This window comes from Micromonospora sp. NPDC049282 (genome assembly GCF_043197045.1).
Taxonomy (GTDB): domain Bacteria; phylum Actinomycetota; class Actinomycetes; order Mycobacteriales; family Micromonosporaceae; genus Micromonospora.
In genome coordinates this window covers 321,847-344,947 of record NZ_JBICSL010000002.1, presented here as the reverse complement: position 1 = coordinate 344,947, position 23,101 = coordinate 321,847, and the positions used below count along the sequence as shown (strand labels likewise).

At 75.2% G+C, this 23,101-nt stretch carries 24 protein-coding genes; 8 read left to right on the top strand and 16 right to left on the bottom strand.

Going from position 1 to position 23,101, the window contains the following annotated elements:
* Positions 1–17: 17 nt before the first annotated feature.
* Positions 18–1,346, bottom strand: coding sequence for a Gfo/Idh/MocA family protein (locus tag ACGFI2_RS05430; protein ID WP_393511014.1), 1,329 nt, complete (start codon positions 1,344–1,346; stop codon positions 18–20).
* A 239-nt stretch (positions 1,347–1,585) separates the two neighbouring features.
* Between ACGFI2_RS05430 and ACGFI2_RS05425 the strand changes: the two genes are divergently transcribed.
* The 8 genes from ACGFI2_RS05425 (at position 1,586) to ACGFI2_RS05390 (ending at position 9,267) form a co-directional block, all read left to right on the top strand.
* Positions 1,586–2,632: a LacI family DNA-binding transcriptional regulator gene (locus tag ACGFI2_RS05425; protein ID WP_393511011.1), complete on the top strand. Its 1,047-nt coding sequence runs from the start codon at positions 1,586–1,588 to the stop codon at positions 2,630–2,632.
* 97 nt (positions 2,633–2,729) lie between these two features.
* Positions 2,730–4,073, top strand: a complete 1,344-nt coding sequence (locus ACGFI2_RS05420; RefSeq protein ID WP_393511008.1) for an ABC transporter substrate-binding protein — start codon at positions 2,730–2,732, stop codon at positions 4,071–4,073.
* Between the two features lie 32 nt (positions 4,074–4,105).
* The gene (locus tag ACGFI2_RS05415; protein ID WP_393511005.1) at positions 4,106–5,086 is read left to right on the top strand and encodes a carbohydrate ABC transporter permease; all 981 of its coding nucleotides are present in this window, start codon (positions 4,106–4,108) and stop codon (positions 5,084–5,086) included.
* Positions 5,083–5,946 carry a carbohydrate ABC transporter permease gene (locus ACGFI2_RS05410; RefSeq protein WP_393511002.1) on the top strand — a complete coding sequence of 288 codons (864 nt, stop codon included), beginning with the start codon at positions 5,083–5,085 and terminating at the stop codon, positions 5,944–5,946. The genes ACGFI2_RS05415 and ACGFI2_RS05410 overlap by 4 nt, the downstream gene beginning before the upstream one ends.
* Positions 5,943–6,584: a hypothetical protein gene (locus ACGFI2_RS05405; protein ID WP_393510999.1), complete on the top strand. Its 642-nt coding sequence runs from the start codon at positions 5,943–5,945 to the stop codon at positions 6,582–6,584. The genes ACGFI2_RS05410 and ACGFI2_RS05405 overlap by 4 nt, the downstream gene beginning before the upstream one ends.
* Positions 6,585–6,648: 64 nt before the next feature.
* Positions 6,649–7,560, top strand: a complete 912-nt coding sequence (locus tag ACGFI2_RS05400) for a PmoA family protein (RefSeq protein WP_393510996.1) — start codon at positions 6,649–6,651, stop codon at positions 7,558–7,560.
* Between the two features lie 136 nt (positions 7,561–7,696).
* Positions 7,697–8,656 (top strand): sugar kinase, encoded by a 960-nt coding sequence (locus tag ACGFI2_RS05395; protein ID WP_393510993.1) that lies wholly within the window; start codon positions 7,697–7,699, stop codon positions 8,654–8,656.
* Positions 8,653–9,267, top strand: coding sequence for a bifunctional 4-hydroxy-2-oxoglutarate aldolase/2-dehydro-3-deoxy-phosphogluconate aldolase (locus tag ACGFI2_RS05390; RefSeq protein ID WP_393510990.1), 615 nt, complete (start codon positions 8,653–8,655; stop codon positions 9,265–9,267). The genes ACGFI2_RS05395 and ACGFI2_RS05390 overlap by 4 nt, the downstream gene beginning before the upstream one ends.
* Here the strand turns inward: ACGFI2_RS05390 and ACGFI2_RS05385 are convergent.
* From ACGFI2_RS05385 to ACGFI2_RS05315, 15 genes are all read right to left on the bottom strand, one after another.
* The gene (locus ACGFI2_RS05385) at positions 9,260–10,024 is read right to left on the bottom strand and encodes a hypothetical protein (RefSeq protein ID WP_393510987.1); all 765 of its coding nucleotides are present in this window, start codon (positions 10,022–10,024) and stop codon (positions 9,260–9,262) included. The two genes, ACGFI2_RS05390 and ACGFI2_RS05385, sit on opposite strands and share 8 nt — an antisense overlap.
* Positions 10,025–10,051: 27 nt before the next feature.
* Positions 10,052–10,528, bottom strand: coding sequence for a hypothetical protein (locus tag ACGFI2_RS05380; RefSeq protein WP_393510984.1), 477 nt, complete (start codon positions 10,526–10,528; stop codon positions 10,052–10,054).
* Positions 10,525–11,445 carry a hypothetical protein gene (locus tag ACGFI2_RS05375; protein WP_393510981.1) on the bottom strand — a complete coding sequence of 307 codons (921 nt, stop codon included), beginning with the start codon at positions 11,443–11,445 and terminating at the stop codon, positions 10,525–10,527. The genes ACGFI2_RS05380 and ACGFI2_RS05375 overlap by 4 nt, the downstream gene beginning before the upstream one ends.
* Positions 11,442–12,068 carry a phage tail protein gene (locus ACGFI2_RS05370; RefSeq protein ID WP_393510978.1) on the bottom strand — a complete coding sequence of 209 codons (627 nt, stop codon included), beginning with the start codon at positions 12,066–12,068 and terminating at the stop codon, positions 11,442–11,444. Before ACGFI2_RS05370 ends, ACGFI2_RS05375 begins: the two co-directional genes overlap by 4 nt.
* Positions 12,049–14,703, bottom strand: a complete 2,655-nt coding sequence (locus ACGFI2_RS05365; protein WP_393510975.1) for a putative baseplate assembly protein — start codon at positions 14,701–14,703, stop codon at positions 12,049–12,051. Before ACGFI2_RS05365 ends, ACGFI2_RS05370 begins: the two co-directional genes overlap by 20 nt.
* On the bottom strand, positions 14,700–15,149 hold the full coding sequence (locus ACGFI2_RS05360) for a GPW/gp25 family protein (RefSeq protein ID WP_393510972.1): 450 nt from the start codon (positions 15,147–15,149) through the stop codon (positions 14,700–14,702). Before ACGFI2_RS05360 ends, ACGFI2_RS05365 begins: the two co-directional genes overlap by 4 nt.
* Positions 15,146–15,484 (bottom strand): hypothetical protein, encoded by a 339-nt coding sequence (locus ACGFI2_RS05355; RefSeq protein WP_393510969.1) that lies wholly within the window; start codon positions 15,482–15,484, stop codon positions 15,146–15,148. Before ACGFI2_RS05355 ends, ACGFI2_RS05360 begins: the two co-directional genes overlap by 4 nt.
* Complete coding sequence (locus tag ACGFI2_RS05350; RefSeq protein ID WP_393510966.1) at positions 15,484–17,055, bottom strand: phage baseplate assembly protein V; 1,572 nt, start codon at positions 17,053–17,055, stop codon at positions 15,484–15,486. Before ACGFI2_RS05350 ends, ACGFI2_RS05355 begins: the two co-directional genes overlap by 1 nt.
* A 103-nt stretch (positions 17,056–17,158) precedes the next feature.
* Positions 17,159–17,917 carry a hypothetical protein gene (locus tag ACGFI2_RS05345; RefSeq protein ID WP_393510963.1) on the bottom strand — a complete coding sequence of 253 codons (759 nt, stop codon included), beginning with the start codon at positions 17,915–17,917 and terminating at the stop codon, positions 17,159–17,161.
* Positions 17,917–18,162, bottom strand: coding sequence for a hypothetical protein (locus ACGFI2_RS05340; protein WP_393510960.1), 246 nt, complete (start codon positions 18,160–18,162; stop codon positions 17,917–17,919). Before ACGFI2_RS05340 ends, ACGFI2_RS05345 begins: the two co-directional genes overlap by 1 nt.
* 1,402 nt (positions 18,163–19,564) lie before the next feature.
* Positions 19,565–20,047, bottom strand: coding sequence for a phage tail protein (locus ACGFI2_RS05335; protein WP_393510957.1), 483 nt, complete (start codon positions 20,045–20,047; stop codon positions 19,565–19,567).
* Position 20,048: 1 nt separating this feature from the next.
* A complete protein-coding gene (locus ACGFI2_RS05330) occupies positions 20,049–21,293 on the bottom strand; it encodes a phage tail sheath family protein (RefSeq protein ID WP_393510954.1) in 1,245 nt (414 codons plus the stop codon).
* A gap of 16 nt (positions 21,294–21,309) precedes the next feature.
* The gene (locus tag ACGFI2_RS05325; protein WP_393510951.1) at positions 21,310–21,993 is read right to left on the bottom strand and encodes a carboxypeptidase-like regulatory domain-containing protein; all 684 of its coding nucleotides are present in this window, start codon (positions 21,991–21,993) and stop codon (positions 21,310–21,312) included.
* A complete protein-coding gene (locus tag ACGFI2_RS05320) occupies positions 21,990–22,598 on the bottom strand; it encodes a glycine zipper family protein (RefSeq protein ID WP_393510948.1) in 609 nt (202 codons plus the stop codon). The genes ACGFI2_RS05325 and ACGFI2_RS05320 overlap by 4 nt, the downstream gene beginning before the upstream one ends.
* A 14-nt stretch (positions 22,599–22,612) precedes the next feature.
* Complete coding sequence (locus ACGFI2_RS05315) at positions 22,613–22,954, bottom strand: hypothetical protein (RefSeq protein ID WP_393510945.1); 342 nt, start codon at positions 22,952–22,954, stop codon at positions 22,613–22,615.
* Positions 22,955–23,101: the final 147 nt, after the last annotated feature.

Genomic DNA, 23,101 nt, shown 5'->3' with positions numbered 1-23,101 from the left:
GGGGGAGGGCTCCTCGGTCAGGGCAGGGTGAGCAGGTCGGCGACCCGGACGGGCCCGCCGGTCTCCAGCGAGCGGTTGGCGGCCAGGCCGGTGAGCAGGGCCAGCGCCCCGTCGTACGCGGTGGCGGCGCGGCCCAGCGGGTCGGTCTCGCCGCCGAGCAGCACCCGGGTCATCCGGGCGTCCGCGCCGCCGTGCCCGCGCCGGGTCCAGCCGTCCACCGGGATCTCCACCGGCGGCTGCCAGAACGGTCGCAGCGTGAGCCGGGCCGCGCCCCGCTCCACCGCTGCCTCGTCGCCGTGCAGCGCCGCGCCCTTGAGCGCCGACGCGCCGCCAGGGCTGACGTGGTCGCTCTCGGTCACCTCCAGTTCGAGGCGGCCCCGGCTGCCGTTGACCATCACCCGGTAGCCCTCCCAGGGGGCGTACGCGGTGAGGTGGTAGGTCATGGTGGCGCCGGTGGAGTAGCGGGCCAGCACCGCGAGGTCGTCCTCGATGGTCACGCCGGGGGCGAAGACGTTGCGGTCGCGGTGGTAGCCGTCCTCGGCCTCGGCGTCGAGGTACAGCTCGCGCAGCCGGGGGTGCTCGGCCAGCCGCAGCGCGAACGGGTCGTCGGCGGCGGCGGGGGCGCCGTGTGCCCGGTCGTAGTCGCGGGCGTAGCCGTGCCGGCGGCCGTCCTCGCCGTAGAAGAACAGCCGGCCGGCCGCGTGCACCTCGACCGGCCGGGCGTCCAGCCACCAGTTGACCAGGTCGAAGTGGTGGCTGGCCTTGTGCACCAGCAGGCCGCCGGAGGTGGCCTTGTCGCGGTGCCAGCGGCGGAAGTAGTCGGCGCCGTGGCGGACGTCGAGCAGCCACTCGAAGTGCACCGAGCCGATCTCGCCCACCGCGCCGTCGGCGAGCAGCCGCCGGAGCTGCTCGTGCAGCGGGTTGTAGCGGTAGTTGAACGCCACGGTGACCCGCCGGCCGGTCTCGGCGACCGCGTCCAGGATGCGCCGGCAGCGGGCCGCGTCGACGGTCATCGGCTTCTCGGTGACCACGTCGCAGCCGGCGTGCAGCGCGGCGGTCACGTACGCGTCGTGGGTGACGTCGACGCTTGTCACCAGCACCACGTCGACGCGCTCCTTGGCCAGCATGGCGGCGAAGTCGGCGGTGGCGTACGTGGGCACCGGCGGGTGGCCGAGGTCGGCCAGCCAGCGGTTGTGCGCGTCCATCCGGGTCTGGTTGACGTCGGCGAGGGCGACCAGTTCGGCGGTGTCGGCGTGGTCGAGCGCGAGCGCCCGGACGAACATCTCGGCGCGTGCCCCGGCGCCGACCAGGGCGTGGCGGACCCGTTTCCGGGCCGGTGGTGACATGACGTCGGCCTCCCGCAGTCCTGCAAAGGTTTGCAGCCGAAGAAACCACGTCGGCGAACGTGTCGTCAACGGTCGATGGCCAACCCGCCCTATGAATCCGCATTGGCGTGCTTTTGTGGGCCCGTCAAGAGCGGCGCCGCGATCGAGCCGTAACAATGGACCGTTGACACCGGCGCAACCGTTTGCATTAATTGGCGGCACCCACGTGACCCCCACCACATCGGACGAGGGAGCCCGCCGTGCCAGCCACCATCCGGGACGTCGCCCGGGCCTCCGGCGTGCACATCTCCACCGTCTCCCGCACGTTCTCGGCCCCGCACCTGGTCAACCCGGAGACCCGGGTCCGGGTGCTGGCCTGCGCGGAGGACCTCGGCTACCGGCCCAACCGGGCCGCCCGGGCCCTGATCACCGGCCGGACGCACAACATCGGCCTGATCGTGGCCGACATCGCCAACCCGTTCTTCCCGCCGCTGATCAAGGCGGCCGAGGGGCAGGCCCGGCACCGCGACTACCACGTGTTCGTGGCCGACACCAACGAGGACCCGGTCGCCGAGGAGGACCTGGTCCACGCGCTCGCCAAGCAGGTCGACGGGGTGCTGCTGTGCAGCCCTCGGATGAGCAACAGCCTGATCGAGCAGGTCAGCCGCGAGGTCCCGGTGGTGGTGATAAACCGCCAGGTCGCCGGACTGCCCTGCGTGATGATGGACGTCGGGCAGGGCGCCCGGGCCGCGATCGAGCACCTGCTCGGCCTCGGCCACCGGCGGATCGCCCTGCTCGGCGGCCCGCGCGGCTCCTGGACCAACCGGGAGATGCGCCGGGCCGCGGCGGCGGCCGCCCGGGGCGGCGGCGCCGAACTGACCGTGCTCGGACCCAACCAACCCACCGAGACCGGCGGCGGCGCGATGGCCGAAGCGGTACGCCGCAGCGGCGTCACCGCCGTGCTCGCCTACAACGACCTGATGGCGCTCGGCCTGATCGAAGGGCTCGACGCGCTCGGGTTGCGGGTGCCGCAGGACGTCAGCGTGATCGGCGTCGACGACATCGCGTTGAGCCGACTCACCCGCCCCAAGTTGACGACGGTGGCCACGCCGACCGCGGCCGCCGGCCGGACGGCCGTCGACATGCTGCTGCAACACGACTCCGAGGTGCCACGTGGCGCCCGGGGCCGGGGCGCGGTGGCCGGCGACCGTCGCACCACCGCACAGGTAATGCTCCAGACCGTACTGGTCGTCCGCGACTCGACCGGGCCCGTTCCCGAGCCCGGTCGGAACGGCGCCGTGGCCTGACGCGGTGGCCCGGGCCCGCATAGCGGTGCGGACCCGGGCGGCCCGTGGACGGCCACCGGTGACGTCGTCGCCTCCCACAGCCGAGGAGTGAGCGCAGATGCACCCCGCAACGCCCCCCACCGCAGGCGCACCCGCCGGGCGGAATCACCGTACCCCCCTGTCCCGACGTCGATTCGTCCGCGGCCTGGCCGCGGTCGCGCTTGTCGCGCCGCTCGCCCTGGGCGCGGCCGGCTGTGGCGGCGACGACGACGCCGGCGACGGCGGCCCGGTCAAGCTCTCCATCTTCTGGTGGGGCGGCGACGCGCGGGCCAAACTCACCGAGGACGCCCTGGCGCTCTACACGAAGAAGCATCCGGACGTGACGTTCGAGAAGACCTGGCAGGCCAACCAGGGCTACTTCGACAAGCTCGCCACGCTGACCGCCGGCGGCAACCCGCCCGACCTGTTCCAGATCGACGACAACTACCTGGCCGAGTACGCCGGCCGCAGCACCACGCTCGACCTGGGCAGCTACCGCGACTCCGGCAAGCTCGACGTGTCGAAGTTCCCGAAGAGCCTGCTCGAGTACGGCGTGGTCGACGGCAAGCTCGCCGGGGTGGCCGCCGGGGAGAACACCCAGGGCCTGGTCTACAACAAGACGCTGCTGACGAAGAACGGCCTGCCGGAGCCGACCACCGGGATGAGCTGGGAGGAGCACATCGCCTGGGCCGAGCAGGTGGCGAAGAAGACGAAGGTGCCCGGCACCCAGGACCCGAGCGCCGACTACAAGGCGCTCTGGGTGTGGCTGCGCCAGCAGGGCAAGGACCTCTACCGGGGCAAGGAACTCGGCTTCACCGTCGAGGACGTGACGAAGTGGTTCGAGCTGTGGAAGGGCGCCCGGGACCGGGGCGCCACCCCCACCGCCGACGTCATCCACCAGGGCAACGCCACCGACATCACCAAGCAGCTCGTGGTCACCGGCAAGGCGGCCACCTCCTGGGTCTGGGCCAACCAGATGCCGGACCTGAAGAAGAACACCAAGGACGAGCTGGGCGTGGTGGCGTATCCGGGTGACCCGAGCGCCCAGTGGGCCCGCGCCTCGATGTACTGGTCGGTCTTCAAGGGCAGCAAGCACCGCGACACCGCGGTCGACGTGATCAACTTCCTGAACAACGACCCGGAGGCGGTCGCGCTGCTCGGCACCGACCGCGGCCTGCCGTCCAACCTGGACCTGCGGGCGAAGGTGAGCGAAACCGCCACCGACCCGGCCATGAAGCAGTCCATCCAGGTCGAGTCCGACCTGGCGCAGAAGTTCGGCCCGTCCCCGCAGGTCCCGATCAAGGGGCACAGCAAGGTGAAGTCCGAGCTGACCAAGGCCGCCGAGAACGCCCAGTACGGCCGGGCCACCCCGGCCCAGGCGGCGGAGCAGTTCGTCACCGCCTGCAAGGCCGCGATCGCCTGACACCCCGCCGACGAGAAGAAAGGAACCGGCCCGTGGCCCTCACCACGGCGCCCGGCCGGACCTCCCGGACCGGACCGGTCGGCCCTCGCCCCACGCGGCGCGGGGCCGGCCGGGCCCGGTACGGCGAGGGCCTGGCGGGGTACGTCTTCCTCTCGCCCTGGCTCATCGGACTGATGGGCATCACGGCGATCCCGATGCTGCTCTCGCTCTGGCTGAGCTTCACCGACTACGACATCCTCACCCCGCTGTCCGAGGTGCGCTGGGTCGGGCTGGCCAACTACGAGCGGATGTTCACCGCCGACCCGTCGTACTGGCACGCGGTGCGGGTCACGCTGACGTTCGCGCTGGTTGCCGTGCCGCTGAAGCTGGCCGCCGCGCTCGGCGTGGCGTTGCTGCTCAACCGCACCTGGCGCGGCGTCGGGCTGTTCCGCGGCCTGTTCTACCTGCCGTCGCTGCTCGGCGGCAGCGTGGCGCTGGCCATCGTCTGGGTCAACATGTTCAACCGGGACGGCGCGTTCAACTCGTTCCTCGCCCTCTTCGGCGTCGAGGGGCTGCCCTGGGTCGCCGACCCGGACTGGGCGCTGCAGACGCTCATGGTGCTGGCGATCTGGCAGTTCGGCGCGCCGATGGTGATCTTCCTGGCCGGCCTCAAGCAGGTCCCCACCGAGCTGTACGAGGCGGCGGCGGTGGACGGCGCCGGCGCCTGGCGGCGGTTCCGGGCGGTCACCCTGCCCATGCTCTCCCCGGTGATCTTCTTCAACCTGGTGCTGGAGACCATCCACGGCTTCCAGGGCTTCACCGCCGCGTTCGTGCTCAGCAACGGCACCGGCGGTCCGGTCGACTCCACCCTGATGTACACCCTCAAGCTCTACATCTCCGGCTTCACCGACCTGGAGATGGGTTACGCCTCGGCGATGGCCTGGGTGTTCCTGCTCGCCATCGCGCTCGTCACGGCCGTCTTCTTCAGCACCGGCCGGTTCTGGGTGCACTACTCGGACGGAGAGGACTCATGACCGCCGTGCCGGTTCGCCGCCGACCGGGTAACCGGCAGGCGCTGCGCCTGCTGGTGCTCGTGGTGATCGTGGCGGTGGTGCTCTACCCGCTGGTCTGGATGCTCGGCACCTCGGTCAAGTCGCAGGCCGAGATCGTCAACAACATCGGCCTGCTGCCGGAGGAGTTCACCCCCGGCAACTACGTCGAGGGCTGGACCAACTTCGACCTCAGCTTCGGCCGGTTCTTCCTGAACAGCGCCATGGTCAGCCTGCTCACCGTGGTCGGCAACGCGCTCTCCTGCCTGCTGGCCGCGTACGCCCTCGGGCGGCTGCGGTTCCGGCTGCGCAAGATGTGGTTCACCGTCATGATCGGCACCCTGCTGCTGCCCGGGCACGTGCTGATCGTGCCGCAGTACATCCTGTTCCGCAGCCTCGGCCTGGTCGGCGGCGACTGGCCCTACCTACCGCTGCTCATCCCGCACTTCCTGGCCACCGAGGCGTTCTTCGTCTTCCTCATGGTGCAGTTCATGCGCGGCATCCCGCGCGAGCTGGACGAGGCCGCCAAGATCGACGGCGCCACCCCGTACGGCGTCTTCCGGCACGTGATCCTGCCGCTGAGCCGTCCCGCGCTGGTCACCACCGCGATCTTCTCGTTCATCTGGACCTGGAACGACTTCTTCCGGCAGCTCGTCTTCCTGTCCGCCCTGGAGGACTACACCGTCCCGGTGGCGCTGACCCTGTTCATCGACTCGACCAGCCAGAGCGCGGTCGGCCCGATGTTCGCCATGTCGGTGCTGTCCCTGCTGCCGGTGTTCCTGTTCTTCCTCGCCTTCCAGCGGATGCTGGTCGAGGGCATCAACACCAGCGGGCTGAAGGGATGACCGCCGAGCGCCCCCGCCGGGACTGGCGGGACACCGTGGCCGAGGCGGCCGACCTGGCACTGCTCGGCCTCGCCGTGGCGGTGGCCGCGCTGCCGGTGCTCACGCTCGCCCCGGCCGTCGCCACCGCCTCCGCCGCGCTGCACGACCGGTCGGTCACCGGCAGCTGGCCGCCGGCGCGGGCCAGCCTGACCCGGTTCGGTCGGGCGCTCCCGGCCGGAGCGGTGGTCAGCGCCGTCGCGCTCGCGATCGCCGCGCTGCTCGCCGCCGACCTGCTCGCGCTGGCCACCGGTCGGGTGCCCGGCGGCGGGCCCGCGCTCGCGGTCACCGCCGTCGTGGTCGCGGCCCTGCTCGGGTACGCGGGCCTGGTCGCCGTCGCGGTCGGGGGCACCGGCGGCCGGGGCTGGCGGGTCGCCGCCCGGCACACCGCCCGCACCTGCGCGCGGCATCCCGGCGCCTGGGCGGCCGCGGCCGGCACCTGCGGACTCGCCGCGCTGCTCGCCGCGCTGGTCACCCCGGTCGCGGTGCCGATCCTCGGCGGGTACGCCCTGGCGGCGGTGCACGCGCTCGACGCCCGCGCCCGGGCTCGCGCCCCGGAGCCGGCGGACGCCCCGGCGCCGCTGCGGCCGGAGGCCTCGTGACCGCCGACCCCCGCGTCGCCGCGTCCGCTGCCGAGGCCGCCGAGGGCCGCGCGCCGGAGGCGTGGTGACCGCCGATCCCCGCGCCGCCGGCGCGGTCCGGCCCGACGGCGGCGTGCCGGGTGCCGTCGGCGAGCCCGGCGAGGAGCGCCTGGTCGTGGCCGGCGTCGAGGTGGCCCGCTACGTGGTCCGGCCGGACCTGGACCCGCGGCACGGACCACGGCCCTACCTGCACCCGGTGCGGACCCGGGCCGGCACCCCGGTCACCGACGCGCTTCCCGCCGACCACGTCTGGCACCTCGGCGCGTCGCTGGCCGTGCAGGACGTGGACGGCGCCAACCTCTGGGGCGGCCGGACGTACGTGCGCGGCACCGGCTACACCTGGCGCGACGACCACGGCGTCATCGCCCACACCGGCTGGCGGGAGCGGACCGCCGACCGGCTCGACCACGACCTGGAGTGGCGGGACACCGCCGGCCGGCCGTTGCTGCGCGAGCACCGCCGGCTCACCGCCGCCCCGGCCGGCGACGACGCCTGGTGGCTGGAGCTGTCCAGCACGCTGACGTCCGCCACCGGCGCCGACGTCCACCTGGGCAGCCCGGCCACCAACGGCCGCCCCGGCGGGGCCGGGTACGGCGGCTTCTTCTGGCGGGCGGTCACCGACGGAGAGCCCCTGGTGTGCACCGGGGAGGCCACCGGTGAGGAGGCGGTGAACGGCTCCGCCGCACCGTGGCTGGCGCTCGCCGGCAGCGCGCCCGGCGGTGGCGCGTACACGCTTGTCCTCACCGGCCTGGGGCCGGGCGACAGGTGGTTCGTCCGCACCGCCATGTACCCGGGCGTCTGTGTCGCGTACGCCTTCGACCGGCCGGCGGTGGTCGCCGTCGGCACGCCCCGCCGCAACCGGCACCGGGTGCTTGTCGTCGACGGCCACCTCGACCCGGTCGCCGTCCCGGCCCGGCTGGCGGAGCTGTTCCCGTGAGCGCGAGGAGTGAGCCGGGTTTGCGAGCCCCGCAGTCGCGAACGAAGGTGTCGCCGTGAGCGCGAGGAGTGAGCCGGGTTTGCGAGCCCCGCAGTCGCGAACGAAGGTGGTGCTACCCGGGCCGGAGGTCGCCTGCGTGGGGGAGACCATGGTGGTGCTCGCCCCCGACGACGGCGGGCCGCTGCAACACGCCGCCCGGCTCACCGTCGGCGTCGGCGGCGCCGAGTCGAACGTGGCGATGGGGCTGGCCCGGCTCGGCCACCGCGCCGCCTGGGTCAGCCGGGTCGGCGACGACCCGTTCGGCCGCCGGGTGGTCGCCGAGATCGCCGCCGCCGGGGTGGACGTCGGCCTGGTCAGGGTCGACCCGGCCGCCCCGACCGGCGTCTACCTCAAGGACCCCGGCCCGGCCGGCACCCGGGTGCACTACCACCGCGCCGGGTCGGCGGCGAGCCGGCTCGGCGCGGCGGACCTCGCCGATCCGCGGCTGGCCGGGGTGCGGCTGCTGCACCTGTCCGGGATCACCGCCGCGCTCTCCGACTCCTGCCGGGACCTGCTCGCGCACGCGCTGGCCGGGCGGGCGGCGCCCGGCGCCCGGGTCACCTTCGACGTCAACCACCGGCCCGCGCTCTGGCCCGCCGACCGGGCCGCCCCGGTCCTGCGCGAGCTGGCCGACCGCGCCGACGTGGTGCTCGTCGGGCTGGACGAGGCGGCGACGCTCTGGGGCAGCGCCGACCCGGCCGCCGTCCGCGACCTGCTGCCCGGGCCGGAACTGCTGGTGGTCAAGGACGGGCCGGTCGGCGCCACCGCGCTGCCGCGTACCGGAGCGGCGGTCTTCGTGCCGGCGCCGCCGGTGGACGTGGTGGAACCGGTCGGCGCCGGGGACGCGTTCGCCGCCGGCTTCCTCGCCGGGCTGCTGCGCGGGGTCGACCTGCGATCCTGTCTGCGGCTGGGGCACCTCACCGCGGCGCCGGTGCTGGCCGCGCCGGGCGACACCGCGCCACCGCCGGATCCGGCGTGGATCGCCCGGGCGCTGGCGTGGACGGACCTGGAGTGGGCGACGCCGGCACGGCGTCACGACGGAGGGAGCGGCACATGACCGGGCACGACTTCGCACCGCTGTTCGGCGACGCGCGGGTGATGGTGATCCTGCGCGACCTGCCGCCCGGGGAGACCGTCCGGCTCGCGGAACTGGCCTGGGACCTCGGCATCGACGTGGTGGAGGTGCCCATCCGTACGCCGGGGGCGGTGCCCGCGCTGCGCGCCGCCGCCTCGGCCGGGCGGCGCCGGGACCGGATCGTCGGCGCCGGCACGGTCCGCACCCCGGCCCAGGTCCGGCAGGCGGTCAGCGCCGGAGCGGCGTTCACCGTCGCGCCCGGCCTGGACCTGGCGGTCGCCGACGCGGCGCACACCTACGGCATCCCGCACCTGCCCGGCGTGGCCACCCCCACCGAGGCGCAGCAGGCGCTCGACCACGGCCTGGTCTGGCTCAAGGCGTTCCCGGCGGTCAGCCTCGGCCCGGCCTGGTTCCGGGCGGTCGCCGGGCCGCTCCCGGAGGCCCGGTTCGTGGCCACCGGCGGCATCGACGCCGGCAACGCGGGGGACTTCCTGGCCGCCGGCGTCCGGGTGGTGGCGGTCGGTTCGGCGCTCACCGACCCGGCGCAACTGCCGCGCCTGGCCGAACTCGCCACCGGCCGGCCGGTCAGTTGACCGTCCGGCCGGACGTCGTCGCCGTGGTGCGCACCGCCTTGACGATCGCCGGGATCGAACCGATCAGCAGCACCAGCGCCCAGATCAGCGCCACCACGGCGAACACCACCGCGCCGAGGTCGTCGACGATGCTGACCAGGATCACCGGCACCAGGCCGTGCAGGAACTGCAGCACCACCGTGCACAGCAGCGTGGTCAGCGCCAGCAGCACCAGCCCCTTGTTGCGCAGGAAACGCGGCTGGGCGGCCAGCAGCAGCACGGCCCAGACCAGCTTGAGCAGCAGCGCCAGCCCGAGCAGCACGGCCGCGTCGTCGACCGGGAAGAACCCCCACACCGCCAGGTAGGCCAGCGTGCCGAACGGAGGCGCCAGGAACAGCGAGACCATCACGGTCAACTCGACGAACGCCACGACCAGCAGGACCAGCGACACCAGCAGCAGCACGACCGAGAAGACCAGCGTGGCCACGCCCTGCACCCGGCCCTGCACCCGGTCCGGCAGCACCAGGCTCAGCGCGAACAGCCCGGTGGTCCAGAGCGCCACCACGTCGATCAGCGCCAGGTAGCCGGTGCCCCGGCCGGACGGCTCGGCCACCCCGCCCACGTCCCCCAGCTCCACGCCGAGCTGCCCGGCGCTGCCCCGCAGCGCGGAGCCCGCGTCCCCGCCGCCGGTCAGCGCCGCGGCGCCCAGCTCCACGCCGACCACCAGCGCCACCGCGAACAACGCCAGCAGCAGGAACGGTTTACGCAGCTCACCCATGTCGCGCCTCCGCGTCGGCGGGCCCGGTCAGGACCGGGCGACCGTGACCGTGCACCCGCCACCTCCCGGGCACCGCAGGACCACCTCGGTCTCCCGGTCCACCGCCACCTTCGCCACCGTCGCGCCGTCCGGGCCGGGGGTGACCTCGTCGGTGACCGTGACGTCCGCGTCGCCGGGCGCGCGGGCCGTCACCTCGAACGGCGTCGCGCCGCGCAGCACCAGCGTGCGCAGGGCGCCCGGGTCGGCGACCCGCAGCCGGCAGGTGGCGCCGAAGCCGACCACCACCCCGTCGGCGGTGGCCACCGGGTCGGCGGCCGGCGGCACGCACGCCACGGTCACCGTCGCCGGGTCCACCGCACCGGCGCCGCGTCCGAGCCGGGCCAGCGGACCGGGCCCGGCGGCCGGGTCGCCCGGATCGTCCCGCCGGCCGGCCACCGCCACCACCCAGAGCGCCACCAGCAGCGCGACCAGCGCGACCAGCAGCACCTTCTGCCGACCACTCATGGCCGGCCGGCGGGAGTGAACCGGATCAGGTCCACCCCGGCGAAGTAGCCGTCGGTGCCCTGGGTCTTGCTCACCGCCACCAGCGTCAGCTTGTGCGGCCCCCGGGTCAGCTCCAGCGTGTCCACGTCCAGCTCGTCGGTGCGCACCACGGTCGGGGTGAAGCCGAAGAACGTGTCCCCGACCTGCCGCCCATCCACAAGCCAGATGGTGTTCGCGTAGTCGTACGACGTGATGCGCACGGTGGAGAACCGCCACCTGCCGTCCGCCGGCAGGTCCACCGACACGGTCACCCGGTCGCCGACCGCACGGCCCAGGAAGAACAACTGCCGGTCGCCGGAGAAGACCACGCCGCAGCAGTTGTCCTGCGCCACCACCTCCGCCTTCGCGGCGGTCTTCGACGTGACCTCGGCGCCGGCCACGAGCGTCTCCGCCTCCACCGTCACCGGCCGGGCCTGCGGGGTCGGCGGGGTGTCCGGCCCTCGGGTCACCAGCCACGCCACCACGCCGGTCACCACCAGCAGCAGCGCCGCCGCGGCGGCGAGCCACGGCCACGGCGAGCGCTTCCGCGCCTCCACCGCCCGCACGTCGTAGGTCACCCGGCCGCTGGAGCGGGAACTCTCCTCCGGTGCGGTGTTCGCCGAGTACGCGAACCCGGTCATGTCGTAGCGCCGGGGCGGGGTGCCGGCCGGCACGGCGACCCGGACCAGGACCGACACCGACCCCTGACCGGGCACCACCCGCTGCGGCTCGGTCACCGTGAACCAGGCGCGCTGGCTGCCCTCGCCCGGCGCGACGTCGAACACCACGGTGTCCGGCGCCGCGCCCGGGTTGGACACGGTGAAGGTCAGCTCACCGGCGTTGCGGGCGTCCAGGGTGAACTGCTCGGCGGCGGCGACGACGGTCCATTCGGTGGTCATGACGGCTCCTCGGGCGGATCGTGGGGCGGGGGTGGGGGCACGTGTGCCCGGCCGACCGCGCGTACCGGCTCGGGCGGCGCCGGATCGGTTGGCGGCGTCGGGTCGGTGGGTGCGCCGGCCGGCGCGGCGACCACCTCGACGGTGACCGCCGCCGGTTTCTCCGCCTCGACGATCCGGGTGACCAGCGCCAGCCGGTCCGCGGCGGCCGGCGGCACGCGCACCACCAGGTGGAACGGCCGCTCCGCCGGCTCGTCCAGGACGAACCCGGTCACGCCGGTGGCCAGCTCCAGCGCGGTGCGCATCCCGTACGGCGTGCCCCGCCAGCGGGCCAGCAGCGCGCCGTGCGCGACCAGGTCGCGCAGCCGGCCCAGCGGCAGCGGCAGCGGCGCGTCCGCGCGCGGCGCGGCCACCACGTGGTCCATCGCCACCCAGCGGGTCAGGTACGCCACGAACCCGTCCGGCGTCCGGTACGGCCCGAACAACGCGTCGACGTCGGCGAGCACCACCTCGTCCGGGGCGTGCAGCGCCTCCATCACGTCCAGCAGCGCGCCCAGCACGCTGCCCGGGCCGGCGGCCCGCTGGTACGCGGCCGGCAGCAGCCGCTCAATCGCCGTTCGGCGCATCCTGCCGCACCACCTCGATGTCGTGCTCGCCGGAGCAGAGCAGCCAGGTGCCGGGGACGGTGACCACGTCGGCGGTGGCCTGGTTGGCACTGGCCGTCCAGTCCTCGCCGTCGCCGCTGCGGTACACGCCGCGCTCGCCCCCGACCAGGACCAGCCGCCCGCCGCCCCCGGACGGCGCGGTGGCGGCGACGGCGTCCACCGGCACGAACCGGGTCCGGTCCCGCAGCGGCAGGCCGCAGTTGACCATCACCGGCCGCCACTGCGGCTGCCCGGCGAGGGTGTCCAGCCGGACCACCCCGCCGCTCTGCGTGGCGGCCAGCGCCAGCGGGCCGCTGAACGCCAGGTCCCGGCAGGTGCCGCCGATCCAGCCGGCGGCCATCGACTGCCACTGCACGTCCGACTCGAACAGCCGGGTCCGGTGGCAGCCCTGGCCGGGCTTCTTCGGATCGGGCTCACCCGCGCCGCACCACAGCAGCGTGGCCGGGCCGTCGTACTGCACGGCGAGCACCCGGTTGTCCACGTTGGCCAGTCCGACGTGGCCGAACGTGCCGGGGCGGCCGGCGGCGGTGGACAGGTAGACCCCGAAGCCGGCCTGCGCGGCGACCGCCACCCCGGGCGCGCCGCGCTCGGAGACGAACGAGCGCACCGCGTAGAAGCCCCGGTCGGCGTCGGCCGGGTCGACCAGGATCTGCAACGGCACCGCGCCGGGCAGCAGCGGCACCTCGTAGAGGCCGGCGTCGGTGGCCAGCAGCAGCGCGCCGGTGCCGTCCCGGTCGATCCAGGCCAGGTCCCGCACCCCGGAGTCGAGGTCGGTCAGCAGCGTCCAGGTCTCGCCCAGGTCGGCGCTCAGCCGCACCCGGGAACCACCGGCGTCGCGGGCGGTCACCACCGCCACCGAGCCGGCCCGGGGCACCACGCCGGGGCGTACCGGGGCGGGCGCGGGCGCCACCCGCACCACCGTCTCGCCGTCGAACCGGCCGGCCGGCTCCCAGCCCGCGCCGGCGTCGGTGGAGCGGAACAGCACCGGCCCGCGCCCGGCGTACCAGGTGTCCGGCTGGTACTGGTCGACGGCAATGGTGCGGACCTGCGCGTCCGGCGCCTCGTCGACCACGAACCGCACCGACTCGACGTACCGCACGCCCGGCTCGGCGTGCTCCAGCATCCGGTACACGTTGGAGGCGCGCAGCGGCTCGCCGAACGCCCAGCCGGTCGGGTTGAGCGGCGTGGGCAGCGGGCTGAGCGTCTGGTGCAGCCGGTCGTGGATGCGGCGGCGGACCGCGTCGACGTCCTCCTCGCGGCGCACCACCACCCGGGCCCGGACCGAGACCGCCTTGTAGCGCGCCCAGCCGGCGCGCACCGCCGTACCCAGCGCGCGGCGGCGCTCCAGGTCGGCCTCGACCCGGCGGCGCGCCTCCTCCACCTCGTGCTCGCGCAGCACCGCCACCGGCAGTCGGCCGCCGGGGCGGGCCGCCTCCGGCACGTACGGCACCAGCACCACCTCCACCTCGCCCGGCCGGGCGAAGCTGTAGACCGTGGCCCGGGTGAACGCGCGGGCCCGGGCCACCGCGCCGGATCCGGTGGCGAGGATCTCGAAGTCCCGCGCGGTGACCGCGCGCTGCTGGGCGAAGAACTCGTACGGCCCGCGAGCCAGCACCGACTCCAGCGACTCCAGGTCCCGCCCGCCGGTGGCCGGGAGGGGGTTGTCCACCCTCAGCCCCGGCAGCGGATCGCGCAGGCTGGTCAGCACGCCGGCCGCCACGTTCCCGGCCGGCCCCCCGCCGCACCGGTACCAGAGCCGCACCTGCCGCCCGGCCGGCGGGACCGCCGCCACCGTGGTCGCCCCGGCCGCCCCCTCGACGGCCGGGGCGCTGCCGGTGACGGCGTCCGGCCCGCGCCCGGCGTCCGGGGCCACCGCCGGGCGCAGGTCCAGCGCCGGGGCGAAGGTGACCACCCCGGAGGCCCGGTCGACCAGGTAGACCTTGGCCTGCGGGCCGAGGCCGGCGAAGCTGTCCACCGGCCGCCAGATCTCGTACGTGCGCCCCTCGTGCTCGCGGGCGGCGGCGCCCAGCTCCACCGAGCCGGCCGGCACCTCCACGCCGAGCAGCAGGTCCAGTGCCTCGGTGGTGCGGGTCAGCGGCGCGCGGGCGGCCCGGAACGTCTGCCCGGGCTGGCCGGTGCCGGTGCCCAGCAGCTCCGCCTCGACCGGCTCGCAGTGGTGCACCCGTACCGTCACCTCGGTCTCGCCGGCGGGCAGCACGACCGGTTCGGTGGTCACGAAGACGACCGGCCGGGGGTCGGCGCCGCGGGCCGCGGCGACCCGGGTCCCGGCCGGCACCCGCACCGCGGCGCGGTCCGCGCCGGTGCGGGTGAGGCGCACGTCCGCCCAGGCCGCCGCCGGCGGGTGCCGGGTCGCGCCGAGCAGGTTCAGGAACGCCACGTACGCCTTCTCCGGCAACTGGTTCAGCCGGTAGATCATCACCTCGGTCAGGTAGGCGAACGCCTCCAGCAGCGCCATCCCCGGGTCGTGCGCGGACAGGTCGGTCCAGTCCGGGCAGGAGCGGCGGATCCGCTCCCGCGCCTCGGTGACCAGGTCCAGGAAGGCGCGGTCGTCCAGGTGCGGCACCGGCAGCGTCATGACGTGGCCTCCTCGTCCGGCCGGTCGCCGGGTTCGTCGTCGGGCGGCAACAGGTCGACGGAGAACACCAGCTGGCCGGGGGAGAGGCTGGCCCGTACCCGGTAGTCCAGCCGGATCACCAGGCGCCACGGGTCGTCCGGGTCCGGCCCGGCGTCCACGTCGAGCACCTCGACCCGCGGCTCCCAGCGCCGGATCGCCTGCCGGACGTAGTGGATGGCCAGGCCGGCGGTGGTGTCGTCGTTCGGCGCGAAGACCAGCCGGTGCAGCCGCGAGCCGTACCCGGGACGCATCAGCCGCTCGCCCGGGGTGGTGGACAGCAGCAGGTACAGCGCCTGGCGTACCGTCTCGTCGCCCTCGGTCATGGCGAGCCCGCCGGCGGCGGTCAGCGCGAGCCCGCCGGCGCGACCGGCGTCGAAGCCGGCGCCGACGAAGCGGAACGCCCTCACCGGTCCGCCCCCAGGAACATCTGCCGCGGGTCGCGGACCTGGTGGTGCACGGTCCCCGGCGGGGTGCCGTCGGTGAGACCGTCCAGGTGCGACAGCACCACCGGCTGCCGGTCCACCCGCACCCAGGCGCTGTAGCCCACGGTCACGTTCATCGTGTGCAGGCAGGGTTTGATGGTCGGGCCGTAGTTCGGGCAGGCGGTGATGTCGCGCCCCTCCGGGTCGGGCCGCACCAGCACCGGCACCCCCCGCACGGTGACCCAGCGCTGCGACGGGCGGTTCGCCACCCGCCCGTCGTGTCCGCAGGTGATCAGCGAGTCGCGGTGGATCCAGCGCATCAGCCACCTCCGGGGGAGCGGGCGAGGGTACGGGCCTGGGCGGCGGCGGTCTCGGCGTCCTCGGCCGCCGGGGCGTGCAGGAAGTCGACGGTCTTCGCGCGCACCACCATGGCCCGCCCCGGCGCGGAGAGCACCAGGTCGCCGGCGGCGTGCACGGTGGTCAGTTCGGGGCGTAGCTCGACGAAGCTGCCCGCGTCGGTGGCCAGCCGCAGCGTGCGCCCGTCGTCGTCGATCACGATCGACTGGCCGGTGCCGGTCCGCATCGACCACCGCCGGGACCGGCCGGAGACGATCCCCGCGTCGTACGGCTCGACCGCGCCGAACAGCGAGCCGAGCACCACACCCGAGGCCGGCTCGCCGCCGGGCAGCGCCACCAGCACGGTGTCGTCCGGGTCGGGCAGCGCGACGATGCCCTTGCCCCGGCCCGCGCCCGGGCAGAGCACGGCGAGCCAGCCGGCGTCCAGGTCGCCGTACGCGGGCAGCGTCACCCGGGCCCGGCCGAGCCGGTCCGGGTCGTCGACGTCGGTGACCGTGCCGAGCGTGACCGTCGCCGCCGGCGGCGCGGCCACCGGGGGCGGCTCGGGCGGGGCGGTGGAGAACCGGGTCAGGTGGCCGTCGGCGTCCACCGTGTGCACCACCTCGGTGAGCACGTACACGCCGGCCACCGGCTCCGGGACACCGGCCAGCGCGATCCGCCGGCCCGGCCGCAACGCCGGGTCCCCCTCGGCCGTGCCCTCGGCGGTGACCAGCGCGGCCACCCGCGCGTCCAGCCCGGCCTGGGCCAGCGCGGCCAGCTCGTCGTAGCTGCGCGCGGGCTGGTCCACCGCGGTACGCACCCCGTCCGCGCCGACGTCGCCCGGTTCCGGGCGCAGCGGGATCCGTCGCCCGCTGCGCGCCTCGCCGGCCCGCTGGCCGAGCGGCTCGGCGCGCTGCGGGTGCCAGCCCAGCGCGGCGCACTCCGCGCCGGCCCGGTCCAGGTTCTCGGTGACCCGCAGCGCGTGCACGGTCTCGCCGAGGGTCAGCGGCACCGGCTCGCCGTGGCCGTCGAGGGTGAGCAGCCGCAGCCGGTCACCGTCGACGCTCAGGTGCAGCCCGGCCCGGCCGGCCACCTCGCACAGCAGCTCCAGGTCGGTGTGCCGGTGCTGGAGCAGCCGGTCCAGGCGTGGCCCGTCGGTCTCGGCGGTGACGCTCAGGCCCAGCCCGGCGCACAGCTCCCCGGCCAGCTCGGCGGCCGTCACCGACTCGAACACCCGCAGCTCCTGCCGCTTGCGCAACCGGTGCAGCGGGTCGTACGCCCGGATCCGCAGCAGCGCGGCGCCGTCACCGGCGTACTCCACCTCCACGGCGGTCACCTCGCCGGCGAACAGCGCCTCCGGCCGGCCGTCCAGGCGGACGTCGAGGGCGGCGCCGGGGCGTACCGGCGGGTCGAGGGCGCCCGCGCCGGGCGCGGTGGCCAGGGCCAGCTCGCACTGCGTCGGCCGGTCCAGCCGGGCGGCGACCCGGATCCCGCGCAGCCGGGTCGGGTCGGCCAGCGGCCGGCCGTCCACGGTCACCGTCGCGGCCCGGGTCACGGCCCGCCTCCCGTCGCGGCGGCGCGAACCGGTGGATGTGCGCCGGGGGTGGCGGTGGCGTCGGGTGAGCGTGCGGTGCTTGTGGCGATGGCGTCGCGTGGGTTCACAGGGTGCCTCCCGTCGCGTCGGTGGCCTCGGGCGGCGCGGTGGCGCCGATCGCCGGCACCGCGAGGGCGGTGCCGGCCGGCACCGCGAGCGGGTCGGTGATCCGGTTGTGCTCGGCGAGCAGCCGCCAGCGCAGCGGTGACCCCAACGCGTCGTGGGCGAGCAGGTCGAACCGCACCCCGGACCAGCCCGGCTCGGCCGCGCCGTCGGCGGCGGCGACCACCGCGGAGCCGGGCGCCACGGTCGGCGTGCTCGCCGCCGCCAGCTCCTCCTCGAAGCCGGCGCGGGCCGCCTCGGCGGTCTCCGCCACCCGGACCAGCCGCAGCCGCAGCCAGGAGCGGCGCGGCGTGCCGGTGAGCGTGAACGCGTCGAACCGTTCCGCGATGGCCGCGATGACGCCCGGCACGTTCCAGGTCTTGCCCCAGACCAGCCGGACCAGCGGCGGGCGGGGCCAGCCGTGCTCGACCGCCGAGTTCTCGGCGAGCATCCACAGCGGCCGGGTCAGCGCGCGGACGTCGCCGGGGCGGGCCGGAGACTCCACGAAGTCGAGGTCGAAGAGCAGGTCCAGCACCAGCTCGGTACGTCCACCGCCGGTGTAGACAAGCGGGTCGTCGGCCAGGCCGGCGCCGGTCAGCGGACCGTCCGGGCCGCCGCGGGGGCGTAGCCCGGCCAGCCGGGTGACCTGCACGGTCTCCGGGTTGAGCAGGCAGTCGACCCGGGTGCCGGACTCGTCCACGAGGAAGGCGACGCGTTCCATCAGCCACCCGCCTGTTCCCGGTCCAGTCGGCTCTCCCGCCACGCGGCGCGCGGTGCGGTCGACGGCCAGGGCACCGGCTCGTCCGGCAGCGCCGGCCACCGGTCGCGGTGCGCCGCGCGGCCTCCCGCGCTCGTGCCGTCCGGTCGGGCCGCGTCCGCTCGTCCGGTGCCGCTCGCCCGGACGCCGCCGGCCTCGTCCGGCAGTGACGGCCACGGGCTCGACGGACCGGTCCGGCTTTCGCCCATCGCGGTCGGCACCGGAGCCTCGGCACCCCACCTCGCTCGGAAGCCGTCGCTGCGGGGCGGCTCGGTGACCCGCGCCGGGCCGAGGCCGGCTCTGGTCCCGGGCGAGCCGTCGGCCTCGGACGATCCGCGTCGCCCGGGCGCGAGGAGGAGCGGAGGCACACCGTCCGCCCCGTCGACCGTGGGCCCGACGGCGGCGGTCCGGCTGCCGTGGTGGAAAAGAGCGTCGGACGCCACCGCCCGCGCACCGTCGCGGTCGAGTCGTCCCGCACGGCGGAACGGCCACCCCGACAGCGCACCCACCCGCCCGGCTCCGCCGGCCGCCTCCACGGATCCGGCCGAACCCGTGGCGTCGAGCGACCCTGAGGTGCCCGGTCCCCTCCTGCCCGTTCCTGCGGTACCCCGCGGCCCTGATCCGCCGGTTCCGGCGGTACTGCCTGCTCGGACCGGTTCGGCTGCTCGGGCCGTGTTGGCTGGTCCGGCCGTGTCGCCTGGGCCGGCCCTGTCGACCGGTCCGGCCAGGCTGTGCGTGCCCCCCGTGGTGGCGGGTCCGGTGACGCCGGTCGAACCGGCGGGGCCGCCCCACCCCGGGGCGCCGCCCGAGCACGGCAGGCCGGGCCGGGTCACCGGATCGCCGCCGGATGCCGCGGGATCGGAGGAATCGGCCCTCCACACGTGCGCGGACCGTGCCGTGTCGAGCGCCCGACCGGTGAGGCCGGTCCGTCCCCCCGGCGCGCCCCGCCGCGCCGGCCCGGCTCCGCTCGGCTCCCGTCCCGTCCGCACCGGACCCGCGTCAATGTGGTCCGGCCCGGCCGACTCGATCCACCCGACCCCGACGTCCACATCGGAGTGAACCGCCGACGTTTCGCCCGCCCCACCCGCGTCCCCCGGAGCGTCCGCAGCCGCCTCGCCACCTGATGGGAGCCCCGTCCCACTCGTCGGGAGCTGCCGGAGATCTTGGTAGGAATCGGCCCCTATGGGGGCCCTTTCGCTCCAAGATCTCGGCGAGCCGGCGGGTGTCCGCCACAGCTGCCACAGACGGGCCCACCGGCCGCGCCGGTCGGTGATCAAGGAGTTCCCGTCGGCGGGGCGCCCGGAGTTGACGTCCACTCCTCGACCATCGGTGCCGAGCGGGGGATGGGCGAGGTCGTGGAGGAGGCCGGGGGCGTGGGCGGCGACCAGGCGGAGCCAGTGCTCGGGCGGCTCACCGGGGCGGCGCGGCGGCAGGTCGGCGGACCGTTCGCCGGTGAGCGCGGACCCGTCGTCCGCGAGCGCGGAGCGGCTGCCGGCACGTGTGGGCCGGACGTCCGCGAGAGTGGAGTGGCTGCCGGGGAGTGCGCGGCGGGGGATGGGACCGGGGTCGGAGAGACGGTCGGCGGTGGCCCGCAGCGCGCGGGCCAGCCGGTCACGCGGTCGCCGGGGCGGCCGCACTGCCGGCCTCCAGCTCCAGTCCCTCGTACGCCAGGGTGAGCGCCTCGATGGCGATCTCCTGGGAGAGGGTGTTCAGGTGGGCGCCCCGCCACCGGGTCGGCCAGGCGTTGATCATGTTCCAGCGCAGCACCTCGGCGGTGCCGGCCGGATCGAGCAGCACCACCGACACGTTGCGCCGGTTGACCGTGCCCTTCGCCGCCGCGTTCACCCAGTCCCACAGCTCGCGGGCGTTGGTCAGGCCGAAGTGGAGGGTGACCGGGGCGTACTCGACCTGCCCGGGCACGGCGCGGATGCGCTCGTTGCCGGCCTCCCGGTAGGCCAGCGACGGTATCGCCACCTCGAAGCCGCTGACCTCGGTGAAGTGCCCGTTGGTGATGCCGTTGATGAGCAGCTTGAAGTGGTACGCCCGGTACGGGTCGACGGGTGCGCCCGGCTGCGGCGTGGCCGTGGTCGGCATGTCAGCCTCCGATCGTCTCGGTCTCGGTGCCGCCGGCCCACTGGCTCAGCTTGAACACCACGAACTCCGCGGGCTTGACCACCGCGATGCCGATGTGCGCCACCACCATCCCGGCGTCGCGTACGTCGGCCGGGTTGGTCTCCTCGTCGCACTTGACGAAGAACGCCTCCTCGGGCGTGCGGCCGAGCAGCGCGCCGTCGCGCCACACCCGGGTCAGGAACGCGCCGATGTCGCGCCGGATCGAACGCCACAGCGTGAAGTCGTTCGGCTCGAACACCATCCAGCGGGTGCCGTTGGCGATGGCCTGCTCGATGGAGATGGAGAGCCGCCGCACGTTCAGGTAGCGCCACTCGCTGGCCTCGGCGGCGAGCGTACGGGCGCCCCAGAGCCGGATGCCCTCGCCGGCGAAGAACCGGATCACGTTGACCCCCTTGGGGTTCAGCACGTCGTGCTCCGGCCGGGTGACCCGGTACGCCAGGTCGACCGCGCCGCGTACCGGCTCGTTGGCCGGCGCCTTGTGCACGCCGCGCAGCGCGTCGGTGCGGGCCCAGATGCCGGCCACGTGCCCGCTCGGCGGGGTGAGCACGAGGTCCCCGCTGAGCGGGTCGCGGACCCGGATCCAGGGGAAGTAGTAGGTGGCGAAGTCGGACTGCCGGGGCCGGTCGCCGCCGGTGCCGGGCGCGTCCTCGTCGGCGTCCTTCGGCGTACCCTCGGCGGGTTTGCCGGCCGACGGCTCGGCGGGTTTGCCGGGCTTGCCGGGTGTGGCGACCCGGGTGAGCCGGGAGACGTCGGCCACCTCGGGCGGCGGGTCGCAGATCGCGACCATGGTGCGCAGCCGCTCGGCGGTGCTGATCAGGGCCTCGTGCGAGACCGGGTCGTGGTAGCCGGGCGCGGCCAGGATGGAGATCTCGTCGATCGCCTCCAGCAGTTGCAGCCCGCCGCGCCGCCCACCGGTGCCGGTGAGCTGGCCGCCCTCGCCGACGTTGACCACCCAGCAGCGGGTGCCGCCGTTGTCCAGGAAGCCGAACACGGCCCGGGCCAGCGGGGTGCTCTCCAGGTGCTCGCCGTCGGCGTAGAGGCGGAGGAACTCGGTCCAGCTGTTGACCGCCAGCGGCCGGTCGACGTGCGCGGTGCGGTTCGGCGCGACCCCGACGAAGGCGGCGGTGCTCATGCCGACCGGCCCGATCGGGCGGGCCCCGGAGGGCACCTCCTCGACGTAGATGCCGGGGGAGAAGTAGGTGGGCATCGGTCCTCCTGGGGAGTCAGTCGGGGGCGCGGACGACGACCAGGTCGTCGCCGGCCGGGTCGAGCTCGGCGGTGTGCACCCGCCCCCGGCCGACCAGCCGGATCCGCACCGGACGGTCCGGGGCGTCGGGGTCGTGCGGCACGCCGACCAGCCGGAACCGGCCGGCGGCGTCGGTCTCGGTGGCCTGGGCGGTGCCGACCAGCTCCACCCGCATCGCGGCGAGCGGCTGGTCCTGCGGCCCGACCACCCGGCCGTCGAGCGTGCGCATGTCGAGCTGCCGCAGCCGCAGCGGCTGCCGCACCGGCGGCGCGGTCGGCGCCGGCCGGTCGATCCGCGCCGGCACGTCGAGCAGCAGCGCCGGCCGGGGCGCCACGCCGAGCGCCCGCCACAGCGCCGGGTCGCCGGCGTCCAGCACCAGCTCCGGCCGGCCGGTACCGGTGGTGGCCGCGGCGAGCACCCGGTCCAGCGCCGGCAGCGCCGCCGGTCCGCCGCCGCTGACCAGCAGGCGGACCACGAACCGGTACGGTTCGCGCGTCGCGCCGCCGGTCGCGGTCTGCCGGGCCGGCCGCAGCTCCAGCGGCCAGACCGTGAGGCCGCCGCCCGGTTCGTCGCGCGGCGGGCCGACCGGGACGGGCTCACCCGCCGCCCCGGCCAGCCAGGACGTGACGTCCGCGACGGCCGCCTCGATGGCGCCGGTCATCGCGGCGGCGTCCCCTGGATCCGGTACGCGATGGCCTCGTTCCAGACGTGCGGGTAGACGCCGATCTCGAAGTAGCGGGTGAACCGGTTGATCGGCGCGTTCGTGTGGTCGTGCCAGAGCAGCCACACCGGAGCGATGGTGAACAGCGCGTAGTTGAGCGCCACCAGCGGCAGGTAGAGCGGGCCGAGCAGCCGGGCCTGGAACACGTGCACGTCCTCGTGCCGCTGGATGCCCGGGCTGGACCCGGCGCAGACCGTGCCGATGGTGGTGGCGTAGCGGGGCGAGACGCCCTCGACCACGTTGACCCGGCCGCTGCCGGCCGAGACGACCCGGTCGAGCTGGTGGCCGAAGATCAGGTGCAGGGCCAGGTAGAGCGCCCCGGCGAACGTGTTCAGCAGGCTCCACGTGTGGTCGACCACGAACAGGAAGATCCCCTTCGGGTCGGCGCCGTAGGTGCCGGCCGAGGCGGTCGCCCAGCCGAAGGGCGCGCCGACGAGCAACCCGACGACCGCGCCGACCAGCAGGCCGACGGTGCCCGCGGCGAACTGCCCGAGGACGGCGCCGAAGAGGACCTGGACGGCGGCGCTGAGGATGCCGAAGACCATGACGGTCACCTCTCTCAGACCCAGGAGCGGACGTAGCGGGGCTCGCGCCCCTGGGCGAGCTGGGTCGGCGACGCCTGCGTCGCCTGCCGGTTGCCCGGGGGTAGCTGGTTGATGCCGAGCGCGGCGGAGAAGATGACCAGCCCGTTGAAGAACGCGATGATCCACTTTTCCGGGCCGGCGTCGGCGAACGCGGCGGTCAGGTAGGACAGCAGGAGCGCGAAGCCCAGCGCGATCCACTTGCGTGCCTTGTCGCCGCTCGGCCCGATCAGGCCGCCGATGACGTTGGTGGCGAGCAGGGTGGCGGCGCTGGCGCCGGTCAGGCCGCCCAGGGCGGCCCAGGTGAAGAGATCGTTCACGGCGATCCCCCTTTTCGACGGTGCGGTGGTCCGGTCTCGGGTGGGATGGTGCGGCGGTCCGCGGCTCTCACCGCGGGTCCGCCCGGTTGGCGGTGGGGCCGGCGGGCGTCGCCGGTGATCGGGGTCGGCCCGGCGACCTTCGACGGC

Excerpts from the sequence above, each read along its gene's own strand:
- ACGFI2_RS05430 (WP_393511014.1), bottom strand. The coding sequence starts at position 1,346 with ATGTCACCACCGGCCCGGAAACGGGTCCGCCACGCCCTGGTCGGCGCC.
- ACGFI2_RS05420 (WP_393511008.1), top strand. The coding sequence starts at position 2,730 with ATGCACCCCGCAACGCCCCCCACCGCAGGCGCACCCGCCGGGCGGAAT.
- ACGFI2_RS05410 (WP_393511002.1), top strand. The coding sequence starts at position 5,083 with ATGACCGCCGTGCCGGTTCGCCGCCGACCGGGTAACCGGCAGGCGCTG.
- ACGFI2_RS05405 (WP_393510999.1), top strand. The coding sequence starts at position 5,943 with ATGACCGCCGAGCGCCCCCGCCGGGACTGGCGGGACACCGTGGCCGAG.
- ACGFI2_RS05390 (WP_393510990.1), top strand. The coding sequence starts at position 8,653 with ATGACCGGGCACGACTTCGCACCGCTGTTCGGCGACGCGCGGGTGATG.
- ACGFI2_RS05385 (WP_393510987.1), bottom strand. The coding sequence starts at position 10,024 with ATGGGTGAGCTGCGTAAACCGTTCCTGCTGCTGGCGTTGTTCGCGGTG.
- ACGFI2_RS05380 (WP_393510984.1), bottom strand. The coding sequence starts at position 10,528 with ATGAGTGGTCGGCAGAAGGTGCTGCTGGTCGCGCTGGTCGCGCTGCTG.
- ACGFI2_RS05375 (WP_393510981.1), bottom strand. The coding sequence starts at position 11,445 with ATGACCACCGAATGGACCGTCGTCGCCGCCGCCGAGCAGTTCACCCTG.
- ACGFI2_RS05370 (WP_393510978.1), bottom strand. The coding sequence starts at position 12,068 with ATGCGCCGAACGGCGATTGAGCGGCTGCTGCCGGCCGCGTACCAGCGG.
- ACGFI2_RS05365 (WP_393510975.1), bottom strand. The coding sequence starts at position 14,703 with ATGACGCTGCCGGTGCCGCACCTGGACGACCGCGCCTTCCTGGACCTG.
- ACGFI2_RS05355 (WP_393510969.1), bottom strand. The coding sequence starts at position 15,484 with ATGCGCTGGATCCACCGCGACTCGCTGATCACCTGCGGACACGACGGG.
- ACGFI2_RS05345 (WP_393510963.1), bottom strand. The coding sequence starts at position 17,917 with ATGGAACGCGTCGCCTTCCTCGTGGACGAGTCCGGCACCCGGGTCGAC.
- ACGFI2_RS05340 (WP_393510960.1), bottom strand. The coding sequence starts at position 18,162 with ATGGGCGAAAGCCGGACCGGTCCGTCGAGCCCGTGGCCGTCACTGCCG.
- ACGFI2_RS05335 (WP_393510957.1), bottom strand. The coding sequence starts at position 20,047 with ATGCCGACCACGGCCACGCCGCAGCCGGGCGCACCCGTCGACCCGTAC.
- ACGFI2_RS05330 (WP_393510954.1), bottom strand. The coding sequence starts at position 21,293 with ATGCCCACCTACTTCTCCCCCGGCATCTACGTCGAGGAGGTGCCCTCC.
- ACGFI2_RS05325 (WP_393510951.1), bottom strand. The coding sequence starts at position 21,993 with ATGACCGGCGCCATCGAGGCGGCCGTCGCGGACGTCACGTCCTGGCTG.
- ACGFI2_RS05320 (WP_393510948.1), bottom strand. The coding sequence starts at position 22,598 with ATGGTCTTCGGCATCCTCAGCGCCGCCGTCCAGGTCCTCTTCGGCGCC.